Here is a 23,534-nt window from a genome sequence, read left to right on the forward strand (position 1 = left end):
ATCCTGCTACTATCATATATTGCTCCTTGGAATGATAAATCAAAGAATAGCTTAGTCTAGTTGGTTTCCATGCGATGAAACTATAGTTCCAAAGCATTGAAACCAATAGTTTCAAGCCGCAGAAACTTTAGTGCCAAGCTGAAGAAACTAAAGTTTCAAGCCTTGGAAACTCCAGTTTCAAGACGATGAAACTAAAGTTTCATCAAGCAAAAAACAATAGTTCTACAGTAGGAAACTATCAGCAGTAAGGTAGCTTCAATCCCTTGTTTTTCTCTTTTTCCACAACTGCCAGCTGTTAATAATATTTTGCCACATATTATATACACATCACCATACAGATCTGATTATCAACAAATAAATCCACCTATTACTAATAGCAGGCAACAAAATAGTAACAAAAAAAACGAAGAAAATCGCTTAGTGGTGGGCTTCGTGTACAAAGGCAACAAAAGGAAATTACCTGCCGAAAAAGAGATAGGCTTTCGCTCTACAATAACTTTCTCAGTTCCTCAATATCAGGCAAGGCGTTACGAAGGTGTTCCGGCATATCTTTGGATGTACGGTAAGTAGCGACTCCCATCGGCTTGTTATAATCACGAACTGCAAATTCTACAAAAGTTTGATTCATTTCTCTGCAAAGTATTATTCCGATAGAAGGATTCTCGTGCGGTTTTCTCACATATGAATCCAAAGCGGAAAGATAAGTATTCAGTTGTCCTAAATACGAACTGCGGAATTTCCCGGACTTCAATTCAACCGCCACCAAAGAATTAAGTTCCCGATTGAAAAACAACAAATCAATGAACATTTCCTCTCCAGCCACTTCAACACGATATTGATTGCCTATAAAACTGAAATCCTGCCCAAAAGTCATAATAAACTTCTTCACGTTGGCAACAATCGACTTTTCTACTATCTTTTCGTCTAAATCCTCTTCCTGCTCATCCAGTTCCTCCACATTGATGAAATCAAGCAAGTATTCATCTTTGAATGAACAAACAGCTTTTAGCGCTTGCTTAGTATCAGGCAATGTTTGTGAAAAATTGTTAGGCAAAGTTCCCCGGTGGCTGTACAGGTCTGCTTTTAAGTAATCCCTTAAAGTGTATTTACTCCAATAGCGAATAGCGCACTCATGTATATAAAATAGCCTTGCTTCCAAAGTCTTAGCTTTGGATATTATTTCGATATGATGACTAAAGCCGATTGATAAGAAATCAGTCCAGTTAAATTCGGTAGCCAGTGGCTGGCGAATTACGCTCAACAGCAATTTTTCATCTAATACCAAATCGCCAGCCAATGGCTGGCGATTTAGAACAGGTTCCCATTCTTCATAGAAAACTCGCATATTCTTTATATTCGAAGTTGAAAATCCCCTTAGCCCCGGCAATTCTTTTTGCAACAGAGAAGATATTTGCTCTATTGCTCCTTTACCCCAAAAGCCTATACGGGAATTTTTCGACACGTAACGTCCGATGCCATAATAAAGAGATAGCTGTTCTTTGTTCACCGATGTGGCTGCACGGTACTGGCTGCGCAGAATAGCTTCTTTTATGGTCTTTACCGCTTCTCTATAATTCTGATTTATATCCATTTGCGTTTTGTTATATGCGACAAAAGTACAAAAATAATGCTGGCGAAAAGAGAACAAAGGTGTTTTTCTCTTTTCGCCAGCATACATATTTTGCTGTTCATGGAAGAAACAATGCTCCTACAGCCGAATCATATTCTGTTGAACCATAATGATAGCTATCTATACGCTCCTCTATATAAGTAGGAAAATAGGAAAAACAAAGGAAAAGAGAGATACAAACAACAAATGACTAAATATCAATATCTTATATTCACTATTTTATCTCTTTCTTTCTCTTCTTCCACAGCTGCCACGAATTAATAATATTTTGCCACAGTACATACGAACCGGGAGCAACAGACGATAACGGGTTCAGATAAGTATGCGCCATCCAGATAGCAAGAATCGTATTCTTCTGCCCCAGTGCCTGCCCGCCACTGATGCGGTCATTATAGACCGAGCCGATAGTCTTTCCCAAAAAGAACTGCAAGCAACAAGCAATCAAGGCACCGACCGCAATCATTATTTCCGTAAAACCATCCGCAGGATCGTTCAATAACGAATACAGGGTCTGAGCCGTCACGATAGCCAAAGAGACCGCCCACAAATAAAAGGCAAGTTCATGATATCCCAGTAACTTCTGATGCACTTTCGGCAAGAATTTACTCAACAGCCATGCTGCAAGGAAAGGACAGATCAACAAGGGGAATACCTTACTCAAAATAACCAGAAATGCTCCCCAAAAACTTACATCCGGATTTACCTCTATCAAAGGGAAGAGAATAGGCACCGCGATAGCAGCACCGATATTACCCAACAATGTATAAGTAGTCAGACTTGCCGCACTCCCTCCCAACTTGGAAGTAATCACCGCAGCAGCCGTAGCCGTAGGACAAATAATACATACCATCACCCCCTCCGCTACAATCTTATTGAAACGGTAAAGCAATAAATAAGCAAGGAAAGCACCCCCGATCTGAATCAGCAACAACCATGCGTGCAACGGTTTAGGCTTCAAATCATGCGGTGATACCTTACAGAAAGTCAACAGTAACATCGTAAAGATAAGATAGGGAGTCAGAAAAGAAAAGTAGATAAATATCGGATAACCGACAGCACCTACCAGCATCGCAATAGGCAACGTCCAATTCTTCAAAAACTTAAGCATCGTCGTATATTTTTTCTTGGAGGTGCAAAGTAACAGAGATTTCGGGAGAAAAGCTACCATTAAACCGAAAAAAACACAAAACTTAAGTGTAAATCATGAGTTTTCTGCAAAATTCTACTACATTTGCACCGTATTTAAATATGAAACCGCATAGAACCTACATATTATATATATCAATCTGCCTCTGGCTACTTGCTTCTCCCCTATGTATCGGCGATTTATGGGGGAAAGATTTCGTAGTAGTCATCGATGCCGGACATGGCGGTCACGACCCCGGTGCCATCGGGAAAATATCCAAAGAGAAAAACATCAATCTGAACGTCGCACTAAAACTGGGAAACCTGATCAAAAAAAACTGCGATGACGTCAAAGTGATCTATACCCGCAGCAGGGATGTCTTTATCCCCCTGGACCGACGGGCAGAAATAGCCAATAACGCAAAAGCCGATCTCTTTATCTCTGTCCACACCAACGCTCTGGCAAAAAACCGCACCGCCAAAGGAGCTTCTACATGGACACTGGGTCTGGCCAAATCCGATGCCAATCTGGAAGTAGCCAAACGAGAGAACTCGGTAATCCTATACGAAAGCGATTACCAGACCAGATACGCCGGCTTCAACCCGAACTCGGCAGAATCCTACATTATCTTCGAATTTATGCAGGATAAATACATGGAACAAAGCGTACATCTGGCATCACTTGTACAGAAGCAATTCCGCCATACCTGCAAACGGGTAGACCGCGGAGTGCATCAGGCCGGATTCTTAGTGCTGAAAGCAAGCGCCATGCCAAGTATCTTGGTAGAACTGGGATTTATCTCAACCCCGGAAGAAGAACGCTATCTCAACTCGGAAGCCGGAGCCAACACAATGGCCAAAGGCATCTACCACGCATTCTTAAACTACAAAAGAGAACAGGAAATACGCCTGACCGGAGCCAGCAAAACAATTATCCCAACCGAAGAACCGGCTACAAGTGCTCCGGAAATCGCCCAAGCGCAGAAAGACTCCGAAGAAGTGGACAGCACCCCGAAACAAAGGGAACTGATGGCCGAAGCAAGTACAAAACCCGCCACTGCCACAAAAACAGCTCCCAAACGGCCTATTGTCTCAGAAAGCGCAACCAATGACAGCGAAATAACGTTTAAGATACAGATACTCACCTCCTCAAAGCCTCTTACAAGGAATGACAAACGACTGAAAGGACTGAAGGATGTGGATTATTACAAAGAAAAAGGACTGTACAAATATACGTATGGTGCTTCCAGTGATTATAACAAAGTGTTACGCACCAAGCGTACCATCTCGGCACAGTTCAAAGACGCATTCATCATCGCCTTCCGAAACGGCGAAAAGATGAATGTCAACGAAGCGATAGCCGAATTTAAAAAAAGAAGAAATAAATAGAAAATAAAATGAAGTACATTACAAAAGAAGTTCGAATAGGAATTGCAGGTATCGTAGCATTATGCGTGCTTGTCTATGGAATTAATTGGCTGAAAGGCATACATATGTTTCAGCCTTCAAGCTATTTCTATGCCAAGTTTCAGAATGTAAACGGACTGACCAAGTCGAGCCCCGTATTTGCTGATGGCGTTCGTGTAGGTATTGTACGCGACATCGAATATGACTATGTAAATCCCGGAAATGTGATCGTTGAAGTCGAACTGGACACCGAACTCCGCATCCCGAAAGGAAGTAGCGCAGAACTTGTATCCGAACTGATGGGAGGCGTACGCATGAATATTCTTCTCGCCAATAATCCGCGTGAAAAATATGCCATAGGCGACACCATCCCCGGCACATTGAACAACGGAATGATGGAAAGCGTAGCGAAACTCATGCCGCAAATTGAGAGCATGTTACCGAAACTGGATTCCATCCTCACCTCACTGAACAACATCGTAGGTGACAAGAGCATCCCTTCTACGCTGCACTCTATCGAAACGACTACCGCCAATCTCGCTGTAGTCAGCTCTCAGATGAAAGGACTCATGAGCAAAGATATCCCGCAGCTGACCGGCAAGCTCAATACCATCGGAGATAATTTTGTAGCGATCAGCGGTAACTTGAAGGAAGTGGACTACAGCGCCATATTCCAAAAAGTTGACGCAACACTCGCTAACGTAAAAATGATTACAGAGAAGTTGAACAGCAAAGATAACACTATCGGACTGCTCTTCAACGACCCTGCTTTATATAACAATCTGAACGCTACCACAGAGAATGCGGCGAGCTTACTGGAGGACCTGAAAGCACACCCCAAACGGTACGTTCATTTCTCTTTATTCGGGAAGAAAGACAAGTAGCAAATCTTTCTTATATAGATTTTATCTAAATAAGCAGGCGGTATATAAAAGGGAGTATAACCTCTGCAAAAGTCTATCTACAGACCGAAATAATATTCCCGTACAAACAGGTACGGGAGGTATAAAAGAGCAATAATAAAACGATAAACAACTAAAATACAGATACTTATAATTTTGCAAGAGAGGGGAAACAGACAGTGTTCCGACACAACTCTATAAGTCATTGAAAGTAAACACATTATTGTTTGCCCGAGAAAAACAAGAAAAAGCTAATTTGTTTTTTCCAAATAAGATTCCCAATTTTGCAAACGTAGAAGTTTCGCTTAATTTAATAAATGTATTAAAGTCACTATGATTGAATCAAATCATGTTGTACTTTGGAACCGCTGTCTCGAAGTGATTAAAGACAATGTTCCAGAGACGACATATAATACTTGGTTTGCCCCGATTGTTCCATTAAAATATGAGGACAAAACATTGATCGTACAGATCCCGAGCCAGTTTTTCTATGAAATACTGGAAGAGAAATTCGTGGATTTGCTGCGAAAGACATTGTACAAAGCTATTGGCGAAGGCACCAAGTTAATGTATAACGTCATGGTCGACAAGACTTCGATTCCGAATCAAACCGTGAATCTCGAAGCAAGCAATCGTTCTACAGCTGTTACTCCTAAAAGCATCGTCGGCGGCAACAAGGCGCCTAGTTTCCTGAAAGCTCCTGCTGTACAGGACTTAGACCCGCACTTGAACCCGAACTATAACTTCGAGAACTTTATAGAAGGATACAGCAACAAACTTTCAAGAAGCGTAGCAGAAGCGGTTGCGCAAAATCCAGCAGGTACTGCCTTCAATCCATTGTTCCTTTACGGAGCGTCCGGAGTGGGGAAAACACACCTGGCAAACGCAATCGGTACTAAAATCAAAGAATTATATACCGATAAAAGAGTATTGTATGTTTCGGCACATCTGTTTCAGGTGCAATATACAGACTCCGTACGTAATAACACGACCAACGACTTTATCAACTTCTACCAGACAATTGATGTATTAATCATTGATGATATTCAGGAATTTGCCGGAGTAACGAAAACTCAAAATACTTTCTTCCATATCTTCAATCACTTACATCAAAACGGAAAGCAGCTCATACTGACTTCCGACCGTGCCCCGGTATTATTGCAGGGTATGGAAGAACGTCTGTTGACCCGTTTCAAATGGGGAATGGTGGCAGAACTGGAAAAACCGACTGTCGAACTCCGCAAAAACATCCTGCGGAACAAGATACACCGCGACGGTCTGCAATTCCCACCGGAAGTGATCGACTATATCGCTGAAAATGTAAATGAGAGCGTACGCGACCTGGAAGGTATCGTCATCGCCATTATGGCACGCTCTACTATTTTCAACAAAGAAATAGACCTGGATTTAGCCCAACATATTGTACACGGCGTAGTTCACAACGAAACAAAAGCAGTTACCATTGACGATATACTGAAAGTAGTATGCAAGCACTTCGATCTGGAAGCTTCGGCTATTCACACCAAATCCAGAAAGAGAGAAGTGGTTCAGGCACGTCAGATTGCAATGTACCTGGCTAAGAATTATACGGATTTCTCAACTTCAAAAATCGGTAAGTTCATCGGCAATAAGGATCATGCGACTGTACTGCACGCTTGCAAGACTGTAAAAGGTCAACTGGAAGTAGATAAAAGCTTTCAGGCTGAGGTACAGGAGATTGAGTCGTTGCTGAAGAAGAAAGCATAATTCAAGTATTAGGTATTAAGTATTAGGTATTAACCGTAGCTGTATAAAACAGATCGGAGTAATCCGCATGGATAATACCTAATACTTGATACTTAATACTTATCATTGAAATCCTTGTTGACGAAGCACTTTCAACAAGTTCTCAGACATAAATTCATTGTCTTTTTTTGTATAACGTACATCCGTAAATACTTGTGCCAGAGTTTCTTTCTTATTTTCTTCTACAAACTGTTTATTTTCCGGCAGTGATTCTTTATACTCGTACAAGCGATCGATGTCTTCCGGAGTATAATCATGGTAAACTTCCTGATGCACGGCAGCTTCCAGAGGTAAGCGGTCTACCTGGGCCGGAGTACCGTCCGGATAGCCGACTGTGATTGTCGTAATAGGGAATACCAGTTTCGGCAGTTGAAGTGTATCGATGATCATTTGCGGGTTATAAGTAGTCGTTCCCAGATAACAGATACCCAAGCCTGCCTCTTCTGCCAATGTGCAGAAGGTTTGCGCAACCAACAAGGTATCCATAGATGCATTCATAAAAGACATTAAATTATCGTAGCCGGGAACAGCGTTTCTCTGTTCACACCACTTGCTGAAACGACGGAAATCGGCACAAAAAGTAAGCACGACAGGTGCCCCTTTTACCATCGGCTGATTGAAATGAGCAGGAGAAAGTTTCTCTTTCATTTCCGCGTCACGAGTCACAATTACACTATAAAGTTGCATCCCTCCCATCGTAGAAGCGCGGAAAGAGGTTTCGAGCAAATCATTTAACAAATCGGGAGCAATATCTTTTTGCTGGTATTTCCGGATTGTTCTTCTGTTCTTTACGGTTTCAAACATATCTTTTTTTTTGCAAAGATACAAAAAGAAATATTATTTTGCCATATCAATGAAATAATCTAATTTTCTTTTTGGAAAACTTAAAGTCATGAACAAAAAGCGAAGTTATCTGTTAATCAAAGACTTAACAAGAGCAAATGGAAAACTTAAAGCCTGTTGATAAAATGTTGCATTTTTATTTTGATAGATAAAAAAACATTCTTAGCTTTGCAGCCACATTTGTTACTGATAAGTAAACTTCTACACATTACTTATTAAATAATAAAATCTAAGACACATTGGATCGTGGAAAAACAAATTTATTCTTATGACGAAGCCTACGAAGAATCTTTACGATATTTTCAAGGCGACGAGCTTGCTGCAAGGGTTTGGGTAAACAAGTACGCAGTAAAGGATTCTTTCGGAAACATCTATGAAAAATCTCCGGAAGATATGCATTGGAGAATTGCCAATGAAGTAGCACGTATCGAGGCAAAGTATCCGAATGCACTGACAGCAAAGGAACTGTATGATCTGCTGGATCATTTTAAGTACATCGTTCCGCAAGGAAGCCCGATGACGGGTATCGGTAATGACTATCAGGTCGCTTCACTATCCAACTGCTTCGTAATCGGGGTAGACGGCGCAGCAGACTCTTATGGCGCTATCATCAAAATCGACGAGGAACAAGTACAGCTCATGAAAAGACGTGGAGGAGTAGGTCATGACTTGTCTCACATCCGCCCGAAAGGTTCTCCCGTTAAAAATTCGGCATTGACTTCCACTGGTCTCGTTCCGTTCATGGAACGTTATTCCAACTCTACCCGCGAAGTAGCTCAGGACGGTCGTCGTGGTGCACTGATGCTGAGTGTGTCTATCAAGCATCCGGATTCGGAAGCCTTCATCGACGCCAAAATGACGGAAGGAAAAGTTACCGGAGCCAATGTTTCCGTAAAGCTGGACGACGCTTTCATGCAGGCGGCAGTTGACGAGAAACCTTATATACAACAATATCCGATTGAATCGGCAAATCCGACTACCACTAAAGAAATAGATGCTTCCACCTTATGGAAGAAGATTGTGCACAATGCATGGAAATCGGCAGAACCCGGTGTTTTATTCTGGGATACGATTATCCGCGAATCCGTGCCCGATTGCTATGCAGATTTAGGTTACAAGACTGTATCTACCAATCCATGCGGTGAGATTCCATTGTGTCCTTATGACTCTTGTCGCCTGCTGGCTATCAATCTATATTCTTATGTAGTAAATCCGTTTAAACCGGATGCCTATTTTGATTTCGAACTGTTCAAAAAACACGTTGCGCTGGCTCAACGCATCATGGACGATATCATCGACCTCGAACTGGAGAAGATCGAACGTATCATGGAAAAGATCGATCAAGACCCGGAAGGCGAAGAGGTAAAACATGCCGAACGCAACTTGTGGAACAAGATATATAAGAAGAGCGGTCAAGGTCGCCGTACAGGTGTGGGCATTACTGCGGAAGGTGATATGCTTGCTGCTTTAGGACTACGCTACGGAACGGAAGAAGCTACCGAATTCTCTGAAAAAGTACATAAGACAGTGGCCCTCGGTGCCTATCGTTCTTCGGTTGAAATGGCAAAAGAACGCGGTGCTTTCGAAATATACAGCAATGAGCGTGAACAGAACAATCCGTTCATTCAGCGTCTTGCCGAAGCTGACCCGGAACTGTATGCAGAAATGAAGAAATATGGCCGTCGTAATATTGCATGTCTGACGATTGCTCCTACAGGAACAACCAGTCTGATGACACAGACGACTTCCGGTATCGAACCGGTCTTCCTGCCCGTTTACAAGCGCAGAAGAAAAGTAAACCCGAACGATACGAATGTACACGTTGACTTTGTTGACGAGACAGGCGACGCATTCGAAGAATATATTGTATTCCATCATAAGTTCGTGACATGGATGGAAGCTAACGGATACGATCCTGCCAAGCGTTATTCTCAGGAAGAGATTGACGAGCTGGTGGCCAAGTCACCTTATTATAAAGCGACTTCCAATGACGTAGACTGGTTGATGAAAGTAAAGATGCAGGGAAGAATCCAGAAATGGGTAGACCACTCTATCAGCGTAACTATCAACCTGCCGAACGATGTAGACGAGGATCTTGTCAACCGCCTGTATGTAGAAGCATGGAAATCCGGTTGCAAAGGATGTACGGTATACCGCGACGGCTCACGCTCCGGAGTCTTGATTTCAACCAAATCGGATAAGAAAGAGACACTCCCTCCTTGCAAACCGCCTACGGTAGTAGAAACACGCCCAAGAGTACTGGAAGCCGATGTGGTTCGTTTCCAGAATAACAAAGAAAAATGGGTGGCTTTCGTAGGACTGCTGGATGGACACCCTTACGAGATATTTACCGGTTTGCAGGATGACGACGAAGGTATCCTGTTGCCGAAAAGCGTAACCAGCGGACGCATTATCAAGAATGTAGACGAGGACGGAACCAAGCGTTACGACTTCCAGTTCGAAAATAAACGTGGATATAAGACGACTATCGAAGGATTGTCAGAGAAGTTCAACAAGGAATACTGGAACTATGCGAAGCTGATCTCCGGTGTACTCCGTTACCGGATGCCGATTGAGCAGGTTATCAAGCTGGTAGGTTCTCTGCAACTGAACAGCGAGAGCATCAACACTTGGAAGAACGGTGTAGAACGTGCATTGAAGAAATATATTCAGGACGGAACGGAAGCCAAAGGAAAGAAATGCCCGAATTGCGGTAATGAAACTTTGGTCTATCAGGAAGGCTGTCTGATCTGTACCACTTGTGGTGCTTCCAGATGCGGTTAACATGTGGCGTATGTTAATTAATATATAAACAAAAGATTAAAAGGAGTCCTAATACGGCTCCTTTTATTTTTTATTCAAAAAAATGTCTTATACTTGCATAGTCATTAGTGTCTAATCAAAATCTAATATATATGACTGTATCATTTAACATCGAATATCGCACCAGTTGGGGAGAAGAAGTCAGGATTGCCGGACTGCTGCCGGAGTCGATCCCCATGCATACCACAGACGGCATATACTGGACGGCAGACGTGGAACTGGAAGTTCCCAAAGAAGGAATGACTATCAATTACAGCTATCAGATAGAACAAAACCAAATCATCATCCGCAAAGAATGGGACAGTTTTCCGAGACGTCTCTTTTTATCCGGTAACTCTAAAAAGAAGTATCAGATTAAAGACTGCTGGAAAAATATCCCCGAACAATTGTATTACTACAGCTCGGCCTTCACGGAAGCCTTGTTAGCCCATCCCGACAGAGCTGAAATTCCGCCTTGTCACAGAAAAGGGCTGGTCATCAAGGCATACGCCCCACGCATCAACAAAGACTATTGCCTGGCAATTTGCGGAAATCAGAAAGCATTGGGAAACTGGGACCCGGACAAAGCGATTCCCATGAGCGATGCCAACTTTCCGGAATGGCAGATCGAGCTGGATGCAAGTAAGCTGAAATTCCCGCTGGAATACAAATTCATCCTTTACCATAAAGAAGAAAAGAAAGCGGACTGCTGGGAAAATAACCCCAACCGCTATCTCGCCGACCCGGAACTGAAAACAAATGAGACGCTGGTCATCTCCGACCGATATGCATATTTCGATATTCCCGTATGGAAAGGGGCCGGTATAGCCATCCCAGTCTTTTCACTGAAATCAGAGAACAGTTTCGGAGTAGGAGATTTCGGAGATTTGAAACGCATGATTGACTGGGCTGTAAGCACCCAACAAAAGGTAATACAGATATTACCGATCAATGATACTACCATGACTCATGCGTGGACCGATTCTTATCCATATAATAGTATCTCCATTTATGCTTTCCACCCGATGTATGCGGATATAAAGCAGATGGGAACACTGAAAGACAAGTCAGCCGCAGCGAAGTTCAACAAAAAACAGAAAGAACTCAACGGCCTGCCGGCGATGGATTACGAAGCTGTCAACCAAACAAAATGGGAATACTTCCGACTGATCTTCAAGCAGGAAGGAGAAAAAGTATTGGCCTCCGGAGAGTTCAGCGAATTCTTTAATGCCAACAAGGAATGGCTGCAACCTTACGCTGTTTTCAGCTACCTGCGCGATGCCTTTCAGACACCTAATTTCCGTGAATGGCCCAGACATTCCGTTTATCATGCACAAGATATAGAGAAGATGTGCCGGCCGGAATCTGTAGATTACCCGCACATCGCACTTTATTATTATATCCAGTTTCACCTGCACCTGCAATTGGTAGCCGCTACGAAATACGCCCGCGAACACGGTGTCGTACTCAAAGGAGATATCCCTATCGGCATCAGCCGCAACAGTGTGGAAGCATGGACCGAACCTTATTACTTCAATCTCAACGGGCAGGCAGGTGCCCCTCCCGATGATTTCTCCGTGAACGGACAAAACTGGGGATTCCCCACGTACAACTGGGACGTCATGGAAAAGGATGGCTACCGCTGGTGGATGAAGCGTTTCCAAAAAATGTCAGAGTACTTCGACGCTTACCGGATTGACCACATCCTTGGTTTCTTCCGTATCTGGGAAATCCCGATGCATGCCGTACACGGATTACTCGGACAGTTCATTCCCTCCATCCCTATGAGTCGGGAGGAAATCGAAAGTTACGGTCTCCCCTTTCGGAAAGAATATCTGATTCCATATATTCATGAATCCTTCCTCGGGCAAGTATTCGGTCCGCATACCGATTATGTGAAACAGACTTTTCTTCTTCCTGCCGAAGCACCCGGTATTTATCACATGAAACCGGAGTTTGCCACCCAACGGGAAGTGGAGAGTTTCTTTGCGGGAAAGAATGATGAAAACAGTCTTTGGATTCGGGATGGACTATACACATTGATCAGTGATGTTCTTTTCGTACCGGATACGAAAGAAAAAGATAAATATCATCCACGCATCGGAATACAACGCGATTTCATCTTCCGTTCACTCAATGAGCAGGAGCAGAATGCGTTTAACAGACTGTATGATCAGTATTATTATCACCGCCACAACGAGTTCTGGCGCCAACAGGCTATGAAGAAACTGCCGCAACTGACACAATCTACACGTATGCTGGTTTGCGGAGAAGACCTGGGCATGATTCCGGATTGTGTTTCGTCCGTCATGAATGATCTTCGCATCCTCAGTCTGGAGATTCAGCGGATGCCAAAGAATCCAATGCACGAGTTCGGCTATTTAAATGAATATCCATATCGGTCGGTTTGTACCATCTCCACTCATGATATGTCTACTTTGCGAGGTTGGTGGGAAGAGGATTACCTGCAGACACAGCGTTACTACAACACGATGCTGGGACATTACGGAACCGCACCGACGGTCGCCACTCCCGAATTGTGCGAAGAAGTGGTGCGCAACCATCTGAAAAGCAATTCCATACTTTGTATTCTGTCCCTGCAAGACTGGCTGAGCATTGATGGCAAATGGAGAAATCCGAATGTACAGGAAGAACGGATTAATGTACCAGCCAATCCGCGCAATTATTGGCGTTACCGGATGCACCTCACTCTGGAACAGTTGATGAAAGCAGAAGAGCTCAATGACAAAATACGTGAGCTGATAAAATACACCGGCAGAGCTCCCAAGAAATAAATATCTTTAGGCACGGGTGACACGGATTAACACGTTTTTTAGACCTATAATCTCTTAAAACTGTAAATCCGTGTCATCTTGTGTCTGAATAAAATCAGCTGATGGTTTTGACACCTCTGTTTCTCTACCATGCGGCAATTCTTTATCTTCCTTCATTCCGTTTTTTCCAATTAATCAAGTATCTTTGCAACGCAAAAACGCAACGCAAAATAAATGGGAGACAATCAGCATCAGCGTATTGATTTTGTGGACTTAACCAAGGGAGTCTGCATTATTCTGGTAGTGATGGCGCATATCGGAGGCGCTTTCGACCAGCTTGACAAGCATTCCATGCTATCCTGCTTTCGTATGCCTCTCTATTTCTTTATCTCAGGAATTTTCTTCAAGCCTTACGAAGGATTATCCGGTTTCATTATCCGAAAGACCAATAAGCTAATCATTCCCTTTATCTTCTTCTACGTCAGCGCTTTTCTACTAAAATACATTGTATGGAAGATTGCACCGGGAACTTTCCATCTCCCTGTATCATGGAGAGAATTACTGTTTGTCTTTCACGGGCACGACCTCATCAAGTTCAATCCTCCCATCTGGTTTCTGCTTGCTCTGTTCAACTGCAATATTCTGTTCTATCTGATTCATTATCTACGTGAAAAGCATTTATCTCTGATGTTTGCAGCAACGTTACTGATCGGATGCACAGGATTCTTCCTAGGCAAATTTCACATCGAACTTCCTTTGTATATAGACGTTGCCATGACTGCCCTTCCCTTCTATGTAGCAGGCTTTTGGGTTCGCCGATATAATTTCTTCCTGTTCCCCAGTCATCGGTTCGACAAGATTATTCCCGCATTTGTTCTGCTGGCACTGGTCGTAATGTACTTCACCGCCACCACGCCGGGTATGCGGACCAACAATTATCCCGGCAACATATTCCAGGTATACATTGCCGCATTTGCCGGAATCTTTATGATTATGCTGATCTGTAAGAAAATAAAAAGAATAAGTATCGTTTCTTATCTGGGGCGATATTCCATTATCACACTCAGTATTCATGGACCGATTATACACTTTGCAAGACCGATCGTTTCGCATTATATTCATAACGACTGGGCAGAAGCAAGCGCACTGCTCCTGCTGACATTGGCTATCTGCATTCTCTTTACCCCTATCCTGCTTAAGATAATTCCGCAGTTGGTAGCACAGAAGGATTTATTAAAAGTCAAACAATAAAACATTGTGCAAGCCAAACTTTTCTTAACTCTAAGTTTAATTATCAAATAATTTACTACTTTTGTTCCAAAGAACTATAGACCGAGAACAAATGAATATAACGATTGTCTTAGGAGATAAAATTCCATCTATAAAATACGGCGGAACTCAAAGAGTAATGTGGTATCTGGGTAAGGAACTTAATAAGCGCGGACACAAAATTACCTTTATCGCAGGAAAAGGTTCCTCCTGTCCTTTCGCTAAAGTGATAGAACTGGACCCTAGCGTACATCTGAACACCCAAATCCCCACAGACGCGGACATCGTACATTTCAACATTCCCGTTCCCGAAGGAATCACCAAGCCGCACTTACTGACCATACACGGTAATGGAATCCCAGCCAACGCAGACCGGAACATCGTTTTTGTCTCACGTAATCATGCACAAAGACTCGGAAGCGAATCATTCGTTTACAATGGACTGGACTGGGATGATTATGGCCCTGCCAATCTCACCCTTTCCAGAAAGAACTACCATTTTCTGGGCAAAGCAGCCTGGAAGGTCAAAAATATCAAAGGAGCTATCGCCGTCGTCCAAAGTATCAAGAACGCGCAACTGGACGTTTTAGGCGGTTATCGCCTCAATCTCAAAATGGGCTTCCGATTCACATGGAATCCACGGATTCATTTTCATGGAATGGTAGATGATTCAAAGAAAAAAGTTATTATTGAGCAGTCAAAAGGGCTTATTTTCCCCGTTACATGGCACGAACCTTTCGGGCTGGCAATCACAGAATCCTTATACTTTGGAGCTCCCGTATTCGGTACTCCCTACGGGGCGCTTCCCGAACTCGTTTCACCGGAAGTCGGTTTTCTGACTGCTCACGGACAGGAAATGGCCGAACATATACAGTCAGCACAATATTCTCCGAAAGTCTGCCACGAATATGCCAGAGATTTATTCAATTCAAGCGTCATGGCAGAAGCCTATTTAAAGAAATATGAAACTGTACTGAACGGCGAACCTTTGAATAAAGAAGTCCCCCATATTATAGATATCGCACGACGTCTTCCATGGGACTAAAAATGGCAGTTGAATTACATAGCTGATGAGTAAAATCTCATTTAAAGCCTTTCATTCATTTAATAAGCGAACAAAAATGATCGAAAACACTTTATAAAAAGAAATAAAGCCTTACCTTTACTTTTTTAGAAAACAAAAGATATGAAGATAAACAACAGCTATATTTTGCTGAAAGACATCCGCTGCTTCGCTTATCATGGAGTAGCCCCCCAAGAGAATATCATTGGAAATGAGTATATTATCAACTTGAAGTTGAAGGTAGATATCAGTCAGGCTATTCAAACAGACGACGTGGTGGATACGGTCAACTATGCCGAAATACACGAAGCCGTGAAAGCTGAAATGTCCATCCCGTCGAAGTTGCTGGAACACGTATGCGGACGAATAGCTAAAAGACTATTGGCAGAATTTCCCACTATTGAAGAAATAGAACTGCGTCTTTCCAAACGGAATCCGCCTATGGGAGCAGACATCGACTCAACCGGAATAGAACTGCATTGCAGCAGATAAGTACCTTTGCTTTATCAGTTTGTGTTATTATCAAGAAGCACATCAGTCTGTCATCCTATCATTCGGACTGCCACATCCGGTCAACTTATTCACAACACCCTATCATTCTGCTTGTGCCAAGTAATGGGCACAGTTGTGCCAAAGGAGTGTCACGGTTGTGACAAGGGTGTGGCACAGTTATGACAAAGGCTTGGAAACAGTTGTGCCAAAGGCGTGGCATCGTCGTGCCAAAGGCATGGCACAAGAAAGGTCTTTGCTCTTGCTCTCATTCATATATATAGCAAGCACTCACTTCCTGCGCTCTCCCTTCGGAAAGACACACTTCAATAATAAATAAACAAGTAAGGCTGCCTCATTTCTACTTGAAGCAGCCTCACACTATCATATTTTCAGTCTATAACGACCTATCTCTTCTTTCTTTTTCTTTTATTAACCGATTCTACAGCTTCCGTTACCACGGATTTGTTTTCGAATCGTTTCGTATAACTGGAATAATCCGGATGGGTACGTTCGTAATCGGGGTCCATAAACAGAGGACTGGAAATGATATGATCCGCCGTAGAACGGTTGCAGCAGAAAACGATGTTCTCAACACCAGCCAGTCGGGTTAATGCTTTAACATCCGTATCATGTGGCTGCAAAGTCATAGGGTCAGTGAAAAAGAATAGATAATCAATCTGACCGTCCACAATGCGCGATCCCATCTGCTGGTCACCTCCCAAAGGACCGGATTTCAGAATTGTGAAGTCCCACTCCACTTCAGGATGCTTCTCCTTCAGTGCTTCCAGAATCAGAGTACCCGTAGTACCTGTACAATAGAATTTATTTCCCATCAACAGTTCCGAGTTCCACAGCACCCATTCGATGAGGTCTTTTTTCATGGCATCATGTGCTACCAGCCCGATGCCTCTCCTTACTTTTGGTTCCATTTTGTTATCCTTTTAAATCCGACAATTGAGAGAATCTTTTGCACCCTCCCACATAAAACTGCCACAAGATACTACTTTTTATCCGTTCAGGGATTGGATTCAAAGAAGTTTTTCTTAAGTTTTCTTTACGGGAAGAAGAAAATGAAGGACAAATCTGTTTGTATTCTTTCCGGGCACGCATCACCGCACGGGCATTGTCCAACTGTCCCTTCAGCAGAAATGTGAATGCGGCCACGTAATCGAGACAAGTCCGGATACGCATCACTTTATTTAACTCTTCGTCCGAAAGATTCTTATAGAGCATGACAAGATTATTACGAAAATTCAAAAAAGTCTTGCGGGGATTCTCCTTTTTCAGAGTTGCACCACCGACGTGATAGACCGTACTTTGAGGAATACAAACAATTTCCCGACCACGGGAACGTAGTCGCCAGCATAAATCTATCTCTTCCATGTGGGCAAAGAAACGTCCGTCCAGTCCGCCCGCCTCACGATAATCCGCATGACGGATAAACAGGGCAGCTCCCGTTGCCCAGAAAACCGGCAGGATCGTATCATACTGTCCTTCATCCTTTTCGACCACTCCCATTATACGCCCACGACAGAACGGATAGCCGTACTTATCTATAAATCCTCCGGCTGCTCCGGCATATTCAAAATACTCTTTTTGCCGCTGGCTACGGATTTTCGGCTGACAGGCAGCTACCTCCGGATGGGCATCAAGATAGGAGATCATCGGTTCAAGCCAATGTTCGGTCACCTCAACATCAGAATTCAGAAGTACCACATACTCCGCTTCTACCTGCTGCAAAGCCAAGTTATATCCATCTGCGAATCCATGATTCTGATCCAGCACAATGATCCGGACACAAGGAAATTCCTCCCGAAGCATTTCCACAGAAGCATCCGTAGAGCCATTGTCGGCCACACAGACTTCTACTTCTTCGCTCTTCGAATAGCGGATCACGGACGGAAGAAAAGTACGAAGCATATCGCACCCGTTCCAATTCAGAATGACCACCGACACTTTCATCCTTACCCCCTTTCACATTCAGCCTTAGAAGCTTTCCAACGTTTATGAGACCACAGCCAATAAGCCGGCTCCCTGCGAATCGTCTGTTCCAGATAATTTGCAAACATTTCTGTAATTTCACCCTCACCCGTCTCCTTTGGTTTCTCTGTCATCAGCTTAAATTCAGCTACGCAATACCCTCTGCCGGGTTTTGTCAGATCACAATAGAACACAGGGAAGTTCATCATTTTCGCAATGCGCTCCGCACCATTCAGAAAGGCGGTTTCCTGTCCCAGAAAGGTAGTCCAGTATTTTTCGTTTCCGCTGGGCCACTGGTCAGTAATCAGACCGACAACCATCTTTTTGCCTTCGCGCTTCAACCTGATAATTTCGCGTGCCGTAGAATGTTTCGGAACGTTATAGCCTCCGAAGCGGGAACGGATGCGCTGGAACAATTCATTCAGATACTTATCTTTCAGAGGTTTATAGACTTGCATCGGTACATCACCCGGCTTCATAATAGATCCCATCCCGATCAGCCATTCATAATTGGCATAATGAGGAATCATTACGATGATTCCGCCATATTTCTCGGTCAGTTCCAGATATTGTTCCGTATTCTTATAAGTCATCCGCTTATAAAGGTCCTCGGGTGACATATGAAGCATTTTCAAGTCTTCAAGCATATAGTCGGAAAGGTAACGATAGAAACGGCGTTCGATCTGCAGCCTCTCTTTCTTATCCTTCTCGGGAAATGATTTCTTCAGATTCTCCCGTACTACTTTCCGGCGATACCTCCCTATACGGTACATCAACAGGTAATTGAAATCCGAAAGTAAATACAATATCCGGAAGGGAAGCGCCGAAAACAGCCACATCCCGCTATATACCAGCCAATAGATAAATCTAGACTTCATAATTCATCAGAATTGTGCCTTTAAGCGCTGTCATATCTTCATTAAATTCTCCCAGTCGGACGTTAATCATCTGATTGTCCAATGATTCGTCATTCTCCACTTCTACGCGGATATAGTTAGCGGTAAACCCGTGCATCGGCGTACCTGCTTTTGATTTTTCCATCAATACCTGCATGATCTGCCCGATATGACGGGTATAGAAAGCCCGTGTCTTTTCATCAGAAAGTGTCAACAAGCGCTGGCTGCGCTGATGTTTCTCTTCCGGCGAAACCACATAATCGATCTTCAGGGCCTGCGTCCCCGGACGTTCGGAGTAGCTGAATACGTGCAACTGTGTCACATCCAGTCCGGAAATAAACTGATAAGCCTGTTCAAAATACTCTTCCGTCTCTCCGCGAGTACCCACAATCACATCGACTCCGATAAAGGCATCCGGCATCACTTCCTTGATTTTCTTTACTTTAGAGGCAAAAAGAGCCGTATCATAACGACGGCGCATCAATTTCAGCACTTCATCGCAACCGGATTGCAACGGGATATGAAAATGAGGCATAAATCTACGGGAACGGGAAACAAACTCAATGATTTCATCAGTCAGCAGATTGGGCTCGATAGAGGAAATGCGGTAGCGTTCGATGCCTTCTACCTGATCCAGTGCTTTCACCAGATCAAAGAAAGTCTCACCGGTAGTCTTACCAAAATCGCCGATATTCACGCCTGTCAGTACGATCTCTTTTCCGCCTTCGGCAGCGGCCTGCCTTGCCTGCTCCACCATAGAGGCAACAGTACCGTTACGGCTGCGTCCACGGGCAAAAGGAATGGTACAATAAGAACAGAAATAATCGCATCCGTCTTGTACTTTCAGGAAGAAACGAGTACGGTCGCCCCGTGAACACGAAGGCGAAAACGAACGGATATCTTTGGTGGTAGTGGTAAATGCCTCTCCCTCTTCATGCTTATGGAGGTCGCCGAGATACTGCAACAAGTCTCCTTTCTGCTCGGCACCCAGCACTACATCTACTCCTTTTATCTTTGCCACGTCACCGGGTTTCAACTGTGCGTAACATCCGGTCACTACCACAAAAGCTCCGGGATGCTGCTTGACCAACCGATGAATAGCCTGACGGCATTTCTTGTCTGCCATCTCCGTCACCGAACAAGTATTTACCACACAGATGTCTGCTTTTTCCCCTTTGCGTGCAGTCCGGACTCCTGCCTCCCGCAGGATTTTACCGATAGTTGAAGTCTCTGAAAAGTTCAATTTGCAGCCTAACGTATAATAAACGGCTGTCTTATTTTGAAATACAGTGGTATCTATCATAATCTGTTATAACGCATATTTCCTGCAAAGTTACACATTATTATTAGTAAAACACTTTAGGATACGAAAGTTTATTCCTATTTTTGCACAATTCACTAAAAAACGTGCAATGATTAAAGAGAATTTCATTAAACTATACGAAAATAGTTTTCGGGAAAATTGGGATTTACCTTGCTATACCGATTATGGTGAATCCGTTCATTATACTTATGGCCAGGTAGCTGGAGAAATCGCCCGTATGCACCTGCTCTTCAAACACTGCAGCCTGCGTAGAGGAGATAAAATAGCCGTTATCGGCAAAAATAATGCCCACTGGTGCATCGCCTACATGGCAACCATCACCTACGGAGCCATCATCGTCCCTATCCTGCAAGACTTTACGCCCAACGATGTGCATCATATCGTCAACCATTCCGAGTCCGTTTTCCTCTTTACCAGTGACAGCATCTGGGAAAGCCTGGAAGAAGAAAAGCTGACCGGACTGCGCGGAGTTTTTTCGCTCACCGACTTCCGCTGCCTCTATCAGCGGGACGGAGAAACCATTCAGAAGTTTCTGGTACACCTCAATGATGAAATGTACGCTGCCTATCCAAAAGGATTCACGCGCGAGGACATTCAATACACTACGTTATCCAATGATAAGGTAATGCTGCTGAACTACACATCGGGAACTACCGGCTTCAGCAAAGGGGTAATGTTGACGGGCAACAATCTTGCCGGCAATGTCACTTTCGGCATCCGCACGGAGTTACTTAAAAAAGGAGATAAAGTGCTTTCTTTCCTGCCACTGGCACACGCCTACGGTTGCGCTTTCGACTTTCTGACTGCAACTGCTGTCGGAACTCATGTCACCCTGCTCGGTAAAACGCCTTCTCCCAAAATTATCATGAAGGCTTTTGAGGAGGTAAAACCGAACCTGATCATCACTGTTCCGCTGGTCATCGAGAAAATATATAAAAATGTCATCCAGCCGCTCATTAATAAGAAAGGTATGAAATGGGCGTTAAACATTCCTTTGCTCGATACCCAGATTTACAATCAGATACGGAAAAAGCTGATAGACGCCTTGGGCGGACGTTTCAAGGAAATCATCATCGGAGGCGCTGCCATGAATCAGGAAGTGGAAGAGTTCTTCTACAAAATAAAGTTCCCTTTCACCATCGGTTATGGCATGACCGAGTGCGGACCACTGATCAGCTATGCTCCCTGGAATGAATTTATTTTAGGCTCTTCCGGCAAAGTGCTGGATATCATGGAGGCACGCATCTATAAAGAAAATCCGGAAGCGGAAACCGGAGAGATTCAGGTACGTGGCGAAAACGTGATGGTGGGATATTATAAGAATCCGGAAGCCACGCAGGAAGTGTTTACCGAAGACGGCTGGCTGCGCACCGGCGACCTTGGTACTATGGACGCCAGCGGAAATATCTTCATCCGCGGACGACTCAAAAGCATGATTCTGAGTTCGAGCGGACAGAACATCTTCCCCGAAGAGCTGGAAGCCAAACTCAATAACCTGCCATTCATTCTTGAAAGCCTCGTCATCGAACGCAACAAGAAACTGGTGGCACTGGTCTATGCGGATTACGAAGCGCTTGATTCTCTCGGATTGAACAATCCGGATAACTTGAAAACCATCATGGATGAAAATCTGAAGAACTTAAATAATAATGTAGCTGCGTATGAAAAAGTCAGCAAGATTCAGCTTTATCCTACGGAATTTGAGAAAACCCCGAAAAGAAGCATCAAAAGGTATCTATATAACAGTATAGCTGTCGATTAGTATGTTTTAAAACATGGATTGAAGGCGTAATATAACAAGCTTCTAAAAAAAATTATAAAAATAGTTGGCTTTTCGAGAACAACATATTGAAAAAGTACATAACTTTGCAGCGTTTTAATAAAGCAATTGATTGTATTACGTTTTTAAAAAGCAAAGAAAATGAAAAAATTAGTTTTGATGGCCGTAGCTATCGTAGCAGTATCATTCGCATCTTGTGGTAACAAAGCAGCTGACGCAGCAAAAGCTCAACAAGATTCTATCCGCATCGCTGACTCAATCGCAGCTGTAGAAAATGCAGCAGCTGAAGCAGAACAAGCAGCAGCTCAGGCAGCTGACTCTTTGAATGCAGATAGCACTGCAACTGAAGTTGTAGCTGAATAATTCAGAACAGCCTAGAGAGAATTGAAAGTCTGACATGCTAAAAGCATGCACAGACTTTTTTTTATACCTTATTTAGCGTATGAGCTTTTAACAAAAGGAGCATTCAACAAATAATCCAGACTTACCTCAACACTTTTCTCTACGGGCATACTGTAGCTTTCTATCTCTGCAACAAGATGCTTCACACCAGCTGTCTTTGCATTCTTGAAAATAGCGTCGAAACCAACCATTCCGCTCTGCCCGATCTCTCTGTGATCCTTGATATGGAACATTTTAAAACGACCGGGGTATTTATTAAAATAATCTACCGGACTGTTTTGCCCGCGAACTACCCAATAAACATCCATCTGGAAGAAAACATATTCAGGATTGGTATGCTCAATCATGTAATCATACATCACTTTATCTTCTACCTTCTGAAATTCATGAGCATGATTATGATATCCGAACGACATCCCTTGCTGTTTACAACGTTTGCCTATTTCATTGTAATAAGCACAATATGTATCCAACTCCTTAAGTGTTTTAGGCACATCCATCCAAGGAGCTACAATGTAACTCATGCCGGCAGCTTTATGATCGGCAATACACTGGTCCCACCATTGAAGTGAACTTGAAAAATCACCGGAAGCTAATTCTTCTTTCGACAATCCTCTTGTGCAATGTGAGGATAAAACCTTCAGCCCGGCAGATTCAACATCTTTTTTAAATTGGTCGGGAGTTCTGTCGTAAAACTTTCCATTATTATAATTGGCGGCTTCCACACTGGTATAACCCATTTTCGCCAAGTTCTTCAGAAGAGTAATATAAGCGGCGTCACATTTGCCGTCCTTATTGTCCACCTTATTCAATATATCCCTGACAGAATAGAGTTGAATCGCTACTTCTTTTTTAGCTTTCGCTTTTGTTTTAGACTGTGCCATGGCCGTAAACGGAATCATTAAAAGAAGAGCCAGCGCACATAGATTTATTTGGAGTTTCATGTTTGTAGATAAAGGGGTTCATGTATTAAAATAAAAAAGCTGTGTCAGAAGTTCGTCGGGCATATCATTCTGTCATTCAGAACTAAATGCCATGTTGATGTTACTTTTGACACAGC

The 23,534-nt window shown here is 43.4% G+C and carries 18 protein-coding genes; 10 read left to right on the forward strand and 8 right to left on the reverse strand.

Annotated elements, in window-relative coordinates:
• Positions 1-487: 487 nt before the first annotated feature.
• Together ACHLI0_RS08755 and ACHLI0_RS08760 are read right to left on the reverse strand one after the other, a co-directional pair.
• Positions 488-1,591, reverse strand: coding sequence for a PDDEXK nuclease domain-containing protein (locus ACHLI0_RS08755; protein WP_490748924.1), 1,104 nt, complete (start codon positions 1,589-1,591; stop codon positions 488-490).
• A gap of 253 nt (positions 1,592-1,844) precedes the next feature.
• Positions 1,845-2,798 (reverse strand): bile acid:sodium symporter family protein, encoded by a 954-nt coding sequence (locus ACHLI0_RS08760; protein ID WP_165938066.1) that lies wholly within the window; start codon positions 2,796-2,798, stop codon positions 1,845-1,847.
• An 80-nt stretch (positions 2,799-2,878) separates the two neighbouring features.
• Between ACHLI0_RS08760 and ACHLI0_RS08765 the strand changes: the two genes are divergently transcribed.
• The 3 genes from ACHLI0_RS08765 (at position 2,879) to dnaA (ending at position 6,810) form a co-directional block, all read left to right on the forward strand.
• Positions 2,879-4,144 (forward strand): N-acetylmuramoyl-L-alanine amidase family protein, encoded by a 1,266-nt coding sequence (locus ACHLI0_RS08765; protein ID WP_234119470.1) that lies wholly within the window; start codon positions 2,879-2,881, stop codon positions 4,142-4,144.
• A gap of 8 nt (positions 4,145-4,152) precedes the next feature.
• Positions 4,153-5,046 carry an MlaD family protein gene (locus tag ACHLI0_RS08770; RefSeq protein ID WP_008759761.1) on the forward strand — a complete coding sequence of 298 codons (894 nt, stop codon included), beginning with the start codon at positions 4,153-4,155 and terminating at the stop codon, positions 5,044-5,046.
• 351 nt (positions 5,047-5,397) lie between these two features.
• On the forward strand, positions 5,398-6,810 hold the full coding sequence (gene dnaA / locus ACHLI0_RS08775; protein ID WP_055219810.1) for a chromosomal replication initiator protein DnaA: 1,413 nt from the start codon (positions 5,398-5,400) through the stop codon (positions 6,808-6,810).
• 102 nt (positions 6,811-6,912) lie between these two features.
• On the opposite strand, the gene ACHLI0_RS08780 is transcribed toward dnaA, so the two are convergent.
• Positions 6,913-7,653, reverse strand: coding sequence for an NADPH-dependent oxidoreductase (locus tag ACHLI0_RS08780; protein WP_234119468.1), 741 nt, complete (start codon positions 7,651-7,653; stop codon positions 6,913-6,915).
• Positions 7,654-7,938: 285 nt separating this feature from the next.
• Between ACHLI0_RS08780 and ACHLI0_RS08785 the strand changes: the two genes are divergently transcribed.
• The 5 genes from ACHLI0_RS08785 (at position 7,939) to folB (ending at position 16,092) form a co-directional block, all read left to right on the forward strand.
• Positions 7,939-10,476, forward strand: coding sequence for an adenosylcobalamin-dependent ribonucleoside-diphosphate reductase (locus ACHLI0_RS08785; protein ID WP_090616350.1), 2,538 nt, complete (start codon positions 7,939-7,941; stop codon positions 10,474-10,476).
• Positions 10,477-10,607: 131 nt separating this feature from the next.
• On the forward strand, positions 10,608-13,289 hold the full coding sequence (locus ACHLI0_RS08790) for a 4-alpha-glucanotransferase (protein ID WP_490748925.1): 2,682 nt from the start codon (positions 10,608-10,610) through the stop codon (positions 13,287-13,289).
• 213 nt (positions 13,290-13,502) lie between these two features.
• Positions 13,503-14,519, forward strand: a complete 1,017-nt coding sequence (locus ACHLI0_RS08795) for an acyltransferase family protein (protein WP_490748926.1) — start codon at positions 13,503-13,505, stop codon at positions 14,517-14,519.
• Positions 14,520-14,610: 91 nt separating this feature from the next.
• Positions 14,611-15,582, forward strand: coding sequence for a glycosyltransferase family 4 protein (locus ACHLI0_RS08800; protein WP_490748928.1), 972 nt, complete (start codon positions 14,611-14,613; stop codon positions 15,580-15,582).
• A gap of 141 nt (positions 15,583-15,723) precedes the next feature.
• The gene (folB, locus tag ACHLI0_RS08805; protein WP_490748929.1) at positions 15,724-16,092 is read left to right on the forward strand and encodes a dihydroneopterin aldolase; all 369 of its coding nucleotides are present in this window, start codon (positions 15,724-15,726) and stop codon (positions 16,090-16,092) included.
• 404 nt (positions 16,093-16,496) lie between these two features.
• Here folB and ACHLI0_RS08810 read toward each other — a convergent pair whose 3' ends face one another.
• From ACHLI0_RS08810 to mtaB, 4 genes are read right to left on the reverse strand one after another with little or no spacing between them, the layout of a single operon-like run.
• Positions 16,497-17,021, reverse strand: a complete 525-nt coding sequence (locus ACHLI0_RS08810; RefSeq protein WP_008759753.1) for a methylglyoxal synthase — start codon at positions 17,019-17,021, stop codon at positions 16,497-16,499.
• A 4-nt stretch (positions 17,022-17,025) separates the two neighbouring features.
• On the reverse strand, positions 17,026-18,054 hold the full coding sequence (locus tag ACHLI0_RS08815) for a glycosyltransferase family 2 protein (RefSeq protein WP_113748191.1): 1,029 nt from the start codon (positions 18,052-18,054) through the stop codon (positions 17,026-17,028).
• Between the two features lie 2 nt (positions 18,055-18,056).
• On the reverse strand, positions 18,057-18,950 hold the full coding sequence (locus tag ACHLI0_RS08820) for a lysophospholipid acyltransferase family protein (protein ID WP_490748930.1): 894 nt from the start codon (positions 18,948-18,950) through the stop codon (positions 18,057-18,059).
• Positions 18,940-20,271 carry a tRNA (N(6)-L-threonylcarbamoyladenosine(37)-C(2))-methylthiotransferase MtaB gene (gene mtaB, locus ACHLI0_RS08825; protein ID WP_113748189.1) on the reverse strand — a complete coding sequence of 444 codons (1,332 nt, stop codon included), beginning with the start codon at positions 20,269-20,271 and terminating at the stop codon, positions 18,940-18,942. Before mtaB ends, ACHLI0_RS08820 begins: the two co-directional genes overlap by 11 nt.
• Positions 20,272-20,380: 109 nt before the next feature.
• Here mtaB and ACHLI0_RS08830 point away from each other — a divergent pair, with 109 nt between their 5' ends.
• Both ACHLI0_RS08830 and ACHLI0_RS08835 read left to right on the forward strand, forming a co-directional pair.
• A complete protein-coding gene (locus ACHLI0_RS08830; RefSeq protein WP_008759749.1) occupies positions 20,381-22,054 on the forward strand; it encodes a long-chain fatty acid--CoA ligase in 1,674 nt (557 codons plus the stop codon).
• 159 nt (positions 22,055-22,213) lie between these two features.
• On the forward strand, positions 22,214-22,435 hold the full coding sequence (locus ACHLI0_RS08835) for a hypothetical protein (RefSeq protein WP_490748931.1): 222 nt from the start codon (positions 22,214-22,216) through the stop codon (positions 22,433-22,435).
• 68 nt (positions 22,436-22,503) lie between these two features.
• Here ACHLI0_RS08835 and ACHLI0_RS08840 read toward each other — a convergent pair whose 3' ends face one another.
• Positions 22,504-23,418, reverse strand: coding sequence for a sugar phosphate isomerase/epimerase family protein (locus tag ACHLI0_RS08840; RefSeq protein ID WP_258969708.1), 915 nt, complete (start codon positions 23,416-23,418; stop codon positions 22,504-22,506).
• Positions 23,419-23,534: the final 116 nt, after the last annotated feature.

This window comes from Bacteroides sp. RCH18 (assembly GCF_058231005.1).

Coding starts and splice junctions, on each gene's coding strand:
- ACHLI0_RS08755 (WP_490748924.1), bottom strand. CDS start 1,591: ATGGATATAAATCAGAATTATAGAGAAGCGGTAAAGACCATAAAAGAA.
- ACHLI0_RS08760 (WP_165938066.1), bottom strand. CDS start 2,798: ATGGTAGCTTTTCTCCCGAAATCTCTGTTACTTTGCACCTCCAAGAAA.
- ACHLI0_RS08765 (WP_234119470.1), top strand. CDS start 2,879: ATGAAACCGCATAGAACCTACATATTATATATATCAATCTGCCTCTGG.
- ACHLI0_RS08770 (WP_008759761.1), top strand. CDS start 4,153: ATGAAGTACATTACAAAAGAAGTTCGAATAGGAATTGCAGGTATCGTA.
- dnaA (WP_055219810.1), top strand. CDS start 5,398: ATGATTGAATCAAATCATGTTGTACTTTGGAACCGCTGTCTCGAAGTG.
- ACHLI0_RS08780 (WP_234119468.1), bottom strand. CDS start 7,653: ATGTTTGAAACCGTAAAGAACAGAAGAACAATCCGGAAATACCAGCAA.
- ACHLI0_RS08790 (WP_490748925.1), top strand. CDS start 10,608: ATGACTGTATCATTTAACATCGAATATCGCACCAGTTGGGGAGAAGAA.
- ACHLI0_RS08795 (WP_490748926.1), top strand. CDS start 13,503: ATGGGAGACAATCAGCATCAGCGTATTGATTTTGTGGACTTAACCAAG.
- ACHLI0_RS08800 (WP_490748928.1), top strand. CDS start 14,611: ATGAATATAACGATTGTCTTAGGAGATAAAATTCCATCTATAAAATAC.
- folB (WP_490748929.1), top strand. CDS start 15,724: ATGAAGATAAACAACAGCTATATTTTGCTGAAAGACATCCGCTGCTTC.
- ACHLI0_RS08810 (WP_008759753.1), bottom strand. CDS start 17,021: ATGGAACCAAAAGTAAGGAGAGGCATCGGGCTGGTAGCACATGATGCC.
- ACHLI0_RS08815 (WP_113748191.1), bottom strand. CDS start 18,054: ATGAAAGTGTCGGTGGTCATTCTGAATTGGAACGGGTGCGATATGCTT.
- ACHLI0_RS08820 (WP_490748930.1), bottom strand. CDS start 18,950: ATGAAGTCTAGATTTATCTATTGGCTGGTATATAGCGGGATGTGGCTG.
- mtaB (WP_113748189.1), bottom strand. CDS start 20,271: ATGATAGATACCACTGTATTTCAAAATAAGACAGCCGTTTATTATACG.
- ACHLI0_RS08830 (WP_008759749.1), top strand. CDS start 20,381: ATGATTAAAGAGAATTTCATTAAACTATACGAAAATAGTTTTCGGGAA.
- ACHLI0_RS08835 (WP_490748931.1), top strand. CDS start 22,214: ATGAAAAAATTAGTTTTGATGGCCGTAGCTATCGTAGCAGTATCATTC.
- ACHLI0_RS08840 (WP_258969708.1), bottom strand. CDS start 23,418: ATGAAACTCCAAATAAATCTATGTGCGCTGGCTCTTCTTTTAATGATT.